This is a genomic window from Streptomyces anandii JCM 4720, assembly GCF_014650655.1.
In the GTDB taxonomy this organism is placed as follows: domain Bacteria; phylum Actinomycetota; class Actinomycetes; order Streptomycetales; family Streptomycetaceae; genus Streptomyces; species Streptomyces anandii.
On sequence record NZ_BMVJ01000011.1, the window covers coordinates 244,495 to 250,041 of the forward strand.

7 protein-coding genes are annotated in these 5,547 nt (G+C 74.2%); 4 read left to right on the forward strand and 3 right to left on the reverse strand.

Annotated elements, in window-relative coordinates; genetic code table 11:
• From paaC to IE249_RS21365, 4 genes are all read left to right on the forward strand, one after another.
• The coding region (gene paaC / locus IE249_RS21350; protein WP_229858934.1) for a 1,2-phenylacetyl-CoA epoxidase subunit PaaC at positions 1-713 on the forward strand (713 nt) is incomplete at its 5' end.
• Complete coding sequence (paaD, locus tag IE249_RS21355; protein WP_189706844.1) at positions 707-1,282, forward strand: 1,2-phenylacetyl-CoA epoxidase subunit PaaD; 576 nt, start codon at positions 707-709, stop codon at positions 1,280-1,282. The genes paaC and paaD, both read left to right, overlap by 7 nt.
• Positions 1,282-2,346, forward strand: coding sequence for a 2Fe-2S iron-sulfur cluster-binding protein (locus tag IE249_RS21360; protein ID WP_189706846.1), 1,065 nt, complete (start codon positions 1,282-1,284; stop codon positions 2,344-2,346). The genes paaD and IE249_RS21360 overlap by 1 nt, the downstream gene beginning before the upstream one ends.
• 156 nt (positions 2,347-2,502) lie before the next feature.
• On the forward strand, positions 2,503-3,693 hold the full coding sequence (locus tag IE249_RS21365) for an acyl-CoA dehydrogenase family protein (protein ID WP_189706848.1): 1,191 nt from the start codon (positions 2,503-2,505) through the stop codon (positions 3,691-3,693).
• 41 nt (positions 3,694-3,734) lie between these two features.
• Here the strand turns inward: IE249_RS21365 and IE249_RS21370 are convergent, their stop codons facing one another.
• From IE249_RS21370 to IE249_RS38035, 3 genes are all read right to left on the reverse strand, one after another.
• Positions 3,735-4,082, reverse strand: coding sequence for a rhodanese-like domain-containing protein (locus IE249_RS21370; RefSeq protein WP_189706850.1), 348 nt, complete (start codon positions 4,080-4,082; stop codon positions 3,735-3,737).
• A gap of 157 nt (positions 4,083-4,239) precedes the next feature.
• Positions 4,240-5,088, reverse strand: coding sequence for a hypothetical protein (locus IE249_RS21375; protein ID WP_189706852.1), 849 nt, complete (start codon positions 5,086-5,088; stop codon positions 4,240-4,242).
• Between the two features lie 104 nt (positions 5,089-5,192).
• A partial coding sequence (locus tag IE249_RS38035) for a DUF2252 family protein (RefSeq protein WP_229858935.1) occupies positions 5,193-5,547 on the reverse strand: 355 nt, incomplete at its 5' end.

The window sequence follows — 5,547 nt, forward strand, 5'->3', positions numbered from 1 at the left end:
TCCCCGTCCCCACGACGGCCGCCCTCGCCCTGGGCGACGACGCCCTGGTGCTCTCGCACCGCCTGGGGGAGTGGGCGGGCCACGCACCCGTCCTGGAGGAGGAGGTCGCCCTCGCCAACATCGCCCTCGACCTGCTGGGCCAGGCCCGCATCCTGCTGTCGATGGCGGGCGACGAGGACGAACTGGCCTATCTGCGCGAGGAACGCGCCTTCACCAACCTCCAGTTGGTCGAGCAGCCCAACGGAGACTTCGCCCACACCATCGCCCGCCAGCTGTACTTCTCCACCTACCAGCACCTGCTGTACGCGGAACTGGCCCAGGGTGACAGCGCGTTCGCGCCGCTGGCCGCGAAGGCCGTCAAGGAGGTCGCCTACCACCGCGACCACGCCGAGCAGTGGACGCTGCGGCTCGGCGACGGAACCGAGGTCAGCCACGAGCGGATGCGGCGCGCGTGCGAGGCGCTGTGGCGGTTCACCGGGGAGATGTTCCAGCCGGTGGAGGGGCTGGACGCCGACCGGGCCGGCCTGGAGGCCGCCTGGCTGGACTCCGTGGGTGACGTGCTGCGCCGGGCCACCCTGACGCTGCCCGAGGGTCCCCGGTCCGGGGCGTGGACGGCGGGCGCCGGCCGCCAGGGCCTGCACACCGAACCGTTCGGGCGGATGCTCGCCGAGATGCAGCACCTGCACCGCAGTCACCCGGGAGCGTCATGGTGACCGCCACGACCACGACCCCGCTGGAGAGCGAACTGCTGCGGCTCGCGGGCTCGGTGCCCGACCCCGAGCTGCCCGTGCTCACCCTCCATGAGCTGGGCGTGGTCCGCTCGGTGCGTCTGCGCGGCACGGACGCGGTCGAGGTGGAGATGACCCCGACCTACACCGGCTGCCCGGCGATCGAGGCGATGTCCCTGGACATAGAGCGCGTGCTGCGCGAGCACGGCATGCGGGAGGTCACCGTCCGCACCGTGCTCTCCCCCGCCTGGTCCACCGACGACATCACCGACGAAGGGCGGCGCAAGCTGCGGGAGTTCGGGATAGCTCCCCCGCGCGCACGCACGGCCTCCGGCCCCGTCCCGCTGGAGCTCGGCGCCACGCGCACGCTCGCGGCGAACCCGGAGCGGGCCGCCGGCCCGACCGGTCACGCCCCCGACCCCGGGCCCGTCCCCTGCCCGCACTGCGGTTCGCCCGACACCGAGCTGCTCAGCCGCTTCTCCTCCACTGCCTGCAAGGCGCTGCGCCGCTGCCTGGCCTGCCGGGAACCCTTCGACCACTTCAAGGAGGTGTGATGGCCCGCTTCCACCCGCTCGCCGTGACGGCGGTCGACCGGCTCACCGACGACTCCGTCGCCCTCACCTTCGCGGTTCCCCCGGAGCTGCGCGAGGAGTACCGGCACGCGCCGGGCCAGCACCTCGCACTGCGCCGGGTGTCCGACGGGACGGAGATACGGCGGACGTACTCGATCTGCTCGGCGGCCCCGGACCCCGACGGCGAGGGCCCGGACAGCCTGCGGGTCGGGGTGCGGCTGGTGGACGGCGGCGCGTTCTCCACCTACGCGCTCAAGGAGATCGACATCGGCGACCGGGTCGAGGTGATGACCCCGGCGGGCCGCTTCACCCTCCAGCCCGCGCCCGGCCTGTACGCGGCGGTGGTCGGCGGCAGCGGCATCACCCCGGTGCTGTCGATCGCCTCCACCCTGCTGGCCCGCGAGCCCGGGGCCCGCTTCTGCCTGATACGCAGCGACCGGACCACCGCCTCGACGATGTTCCTGGAGGAGGTCGCCGACCTGAAGGACCGCTACCCCGACCGGCTGCACCTGGTCACGGTGCTCTCCCGGGAGGAGCAGCAGGCCGGCCTGCCGTCCGGACGGCTCGACCAGGAGCGGCTCGAGGGGCTGCTTCCGGCGCTGCTGCCGGTGGCGGACGTGGCGGGATGGTTCCTGTGCGGGCCGTACGGGCTGGTGCAGGGCGCCGAGCGGGCGCTGCGGGGCCTCGGGGTGGCCCGGGCCCGGATCCATCAGGAGATCTTCCACGTGGACGGCGGAAAGGACCCCGGCCCCGCGGTCGCGGCCCCCGCACACAGCACGGTGACCGTCCGGCTCGACGGCCGCGGCGGGACCTGGCCGGTCCAGGACGGGGAGACCCTGCTGGAGACGGTCCTGCGCAACCGCCCCGACGCGCCCTACGCCTGCAAGGGCGGCGTCTGCGGCACCTGCCGGGCCTTCCTGGTCGAGGGCGAGGTCCGAATGGACCGCAACTTCGCGCTGGAGCCCGAGGAGACGGAGGCAGGGTACGTACTGGCCTGCCAGTCGCACCCGGCCACGGAGAAGGTGGAACTGGACTTCGACCGCTGAGAAGGGCCCGGACCGCACGGACCGGGCCCTGGCCCGGAACCGGCACCGAAACCGCCGCCGGCCCCGGAGCCGGCGGCGGCCATTCCCTTCTTCTGGAACCTGTTCTATCTTGACGCCCCGTCGGATCAGGCGGCGGCGCACGGGAGGGCAGGGACCGTGGACTTCACCTTCACCGAGGAGCAGCAGGCGGCGGCCGAGGCGGCGAAGGGCGTCTTCGCCCCGGTCGCACCGGACGCCGTGCCCAGCCCGTCGCGCACCAGCGGCGCCGTGGCCGAGGACTTCGACCGCGCGCTGTGGGCCCGGCTGGCGGACGCGGACCTGCTGAGCCTGCTGCTCGCCGGGGAGTCCGGCGGGGCCGGCCTCGACGCCGTCGCGCTGTGCCTGGTGCTGCGCGAGTCGGCCGAGGTGCTGGCGCGGGTGCCGCTGCTGGAGCACAGCGCGGCCGCGGCGGCCGTACAGGCTTACGGCACGAAGGAGTTGGCGTCCGATCTGCTCCCCCGGGCCGGCCGGGGCGAGACGGTGCTCACCGTGGCCGCGCACGGCCGCACCGGCCACGACCCCGCCGAACTGGCCGTCACCGCGAGGCGGGACGGGGACACCTGGGTGCTGGACGGGGTGCAGACGGCGGTGGCCTGGGCGTACGGCGCGGACGCGATCCTCGTCCCCGCGCACACCGGCGCAGGCGGGGCAGGCGCCACGGGAGGCGCGGACGGGACCGAGTCTCCCGGCGCCCCGGCGGACCGCTGTGTCCTCGCGCTGATCCCCCGCGGGCACGAGGGCGCCGCACTCGCCGAGCAGATCTCCACCACCGGCGAGCGCCTCGGCGAACTGCGGCTGGAGAACGCGCGCGTCCCCGCCCACCACGTGATCGAGGCCGACGGCGCCTGGGAGTGGCTGCGCGAGCTGCTCACCACCGGGACGTGCGCGCTGGCGCTCGGACTCGGCACACGGGTCCTGCGCATGACCGCCGACTACACCGGCAAGCGCGAGCAGTTCGGGCATCCGATCGCGACGTTCCAGGCCGTCGCCGTGCAGGCCGCCGACCGCTACATCGACCTGAGCGCCATGGAGGCCACGCTCTGGCAGGCCGCGTGGCGGATCTCGTCGGGGGCGCCCGGTGCGCTGCCCGCCGCCGCGGACGTCGCCGTGGCCAAGATCTGGGCGTCCGAGGGCGTTCGGAGACTCGTCCAGACCGCGCAGCATCTGCACGGAGGGTTCGGCGCCGACACCGACTACCCGCTGCACCGCTATCACGCCTGGGCCAAGCACCTGGAACTGGCGCTCGGCCCGGCGGCGGCACACGAGGAGGCCCTCGGAGACCTGCTGGCGGCCCACCCGCCGAACTGAATCACGAAGGACAGCGGGCAGGCCGCACAAAAGAGGTGCCGTTACAGCACGTGGCCGGGCTTGCCCTCGTCGGTCACCACGGGACGGCCCGAGGCCGCCCACACCTGCATGCCGCCGTCCACGTTCACCGCGTCGATCCCCTGCTGCGCCAGGTACATCGCGACCTGGGCCGATCGGCCGCCGGAACGGCAGATCACATGGATCCGCCCGTCCTGGGGAGCCGCCTCGGTCAGTTCGCCGTAACGGGCGACGAACTCACTGACGGGGATGTGCAGCGCCCCGTCGGCGTGACCGGCCTGCCACTCGTCGTCCTCGCGCACGTCCAGCAGGAAGTCGCCGTCCTTGAGGTCGCCGACCTCGACCGTGGGTACACCAGCTCCGAAATGCATGGTCCGACGCTACCCGACCCCACCCGGGGGCGACCGCCCCCAGGGCCTCTCTTCCGGATCTTGCCGCCGGTCGCGGGGCCTGGCACGCACATCTGCGGCGGCCGGGAGGCGAGGTCGCTCGGAGCCTGCCTGATCCGGAAGAAAGGCCCTAGCGGCCTCACTCCTCGGTGAGCAGTGAGGCCAGTTCGGCCTCGCGCCCGGCCAGATCGCCGCGCAGCTGCTCGGCGATCTCATCCAGGAGCCGGTCGGGGTCGTCCGGGGCCAGCCGGAGCATCGCCGCGATGGCGCTGTCCTCCAGCTGCTTGGCGACGTGCGTCAGCAGCTCCTTGCGCGCCGCGAGCCACTCCAGGCGGGCGTACAGCTCCTCGGCGGCGCTCGGCCGCTGCTCCGGCGGCTTGGGACCGGCGGCCCACTCCTCGGCCAGCTCCCGCAGCTCGTCCTCGTCGCCCCGGGCGTAGGCGCCGTTGACGCGGGTGATGAACTCCTCGCGCCGCTCGCGCTCGTCGGCCTCCTGGGCCAGGTCGGGGTGGGCCTTGCGGGCCAGTTCGCGGTAGAGCCGGCGGGCCTCCTCGCTGGGCCGCACCCGCTGCGGGGGCCGCACCGGCTGGTCGGTGAGCATCGCACCGGCCTCCGGGAACAGGCCCTCGCCGTCCATCCAGCCGTGCAGCAGCTCCTCCACGCCGGGGATCGGCTGCAGACTGGCCCGCGCCTCCCGCGCCCGGCGCAGGTCCTCGGGGTCACCGGTGCGCGCGGCCCTCGCCTCGGCGATCCTCACGTCCAGTTCCTCGAGCCGGGCGTAGAGCGGGCCGAGGCGCTGCTCGTGCAGCCGGGAGAAGTTCTCGACCTCCACCCGGAAGGTCTCCACCGCGATCTCGTACTCGATGAGCGCCTGCTCGGCGGCCCGTACGGCCCGCTCCAGCCGCTCCTCGGGGCGTGCCGCAGCGGCCTCGGACGTCGCCCGATCCGCTCCGGCGACGCCGCCCTGCTCAGCTTCCGGGGTCGTCACCCGACCAGCGTAGGCCACACCGCCCCCGCCCCGGCCCCGCTCCCCGGTCACCGGGGCGCCGCACAGAGGACGGCGCTCACCGGCCGGCCCGGCGGCCGCCGAGGTCACACCCCGAGTTCCGCCGCCACCCTTCCCGACCGCACCGCCGCCACCAGGTCCGCGTGGTCGGCCTCGGTGCGGTCGGCGTAGGCGACGGCGAACGCGGCGACGGCCTCGTCGAGCTCCTCGTTCTTGCCGCAGTAGCCGGCGATCAGGCGCGGGTCGGCACTGTGCGCGTGGGCGCGGGCCAGCAGCGCGCCGGTCATCCGGCCGTAGTCGTCGATCTGGTCGGCGGCCAGCGCCGCCGGGTCGACGCTGCCCTTGCGGTTGCGGAACTGCCGTACCTGGAAGGGCCGTCCCCCGACCGTCGTCCAGCCCAGCAGGATGTCGCTGACCACCTGCATGCGCTTCTGCCCGAGC